Raw genomic sequence first — 1238 nt, 5'->3', positions numbered from 1 at the left:
ATCTCTAATTATTGATAAATATATTGTAGCATTAAACTGGGGATATTGATGTATTAACCATTGACGGGCTAAACAGTTTTGTTTAGAGGTTTTTCCATAGAAATGTGGGGGAGAGATCTTCAGCAGTTAAAATAAAGTGGTTTTTGTAAAATAAAGCAGTTTTGGGTGTCACTTTTCTTTGGTTACAGAGGCATGTGCTTTTGTTAAAAGCGTCATAGGGCAGTGGCTGTTTTGAGTGGACTTGTTAGCGGTTCCATGAAGTTCTTTTAAATCATGCTTCATGAATAGTGCAAAGCGGGGGCAATCTGTATTGTTTTCTGTATTTTTACGCCAAAGTTCTCTTTTGAGAATTTTTCGTGCCATTGTTGTTTTCTTTGGCTTGTTTACAGGTGTAAATGTTTATGCGCGCTCCTCAGCTATTTTTCATTCCCCAACCGATAATTTTTCTCGCAGGTATTCAGAAAAGCAGCAATTAGAAAGAATTGAGAAATTACGGTCTTTAACGCCTAAAAGGATCAAGACGCCTTCAGAGCAAAATCCAGAAATGCTTTTGGGTGGGAAGCAATGTTTTCCCATTCATGCTGTTGTTGTTGAGGGAGTGCATCATGTCAAAAAGCGCTTTATATCAGCCGTAACAGAGTCTTATGTTGGAAGATGTATCGGTCTTGTCGATATTCAGCTCTTAATCAAGAAGTTAACCAAAGTTTATTTGGATCAAGGCTATGTGACGGCGCGTTTTTATATTCCCGATCAAGATATCAAAAACAGCAAGACGCTCAAATTTGTTGTCGTTGAGGGCAAGCTTTCAGAGATTTACTATAATGGTTCACCGGCGTCTCGTTATAATAATGTTGTATGGAGTGCTTTTCCTGGGCTTCAAGGTCATGTTCTGAACATGCGCGATATTGAACAGGGGCTTGATCAGATCAACCGTTTGAGTTCAGCGCACGCTCAAAGCGAACTTCTTCCAGGGCGTGAAGAAGGGAGCACCATTGTCAATATTAACAATCATCCCGATAAAACTTTCAAGGTTACTGTTTCTCATGACAATATGGGACAATCTTCCACGGGTTATGCGCGTTATAGTGCGGGCTTGAGGGTAGAAAATATTTTAGGGATGAATGATGCGTGGGATTTTAACTATCAACGCAGTCAGACAGATTATTGGGGTGGGAGCAAGCAAGAAGGACATAGCAATAACATTTCAGCGAGTGTGAGTATTCCGTACGGTTATTGGA

General features: G+C 40.1%; 1 protein-coding gene. It reads left to right on the top strand.

Features of this window, described 5'->3' with window-relative positions:
- Nucleotides 1–280 precede the first annotated feature (280 nt).
- The coding region (locus tag ACFIMK_RS00340) for a ShlB/FhaC/HecB family hemolysin secretion/activation protein (protein ID WP_375693493.1) at nucleotides 281–1238 on the top strand (958 nt) is incomplete at its 3' end.

This window comes from Bartonella sp. AP280QHHD (assembly GCF_042196125.1).
In the GTDB taxonomy this organism is placed as follows: Bacteria; Pseudomonadota; Alphaproteobacteria; order Rhizobiales; family Rhizobiaceae; genus Bartonella.
The sequence above is the reverse complement of the archived record's forward strand: the minus strand, read 5'-3'. Positions and strand labels throughout refer to the sequence as shown.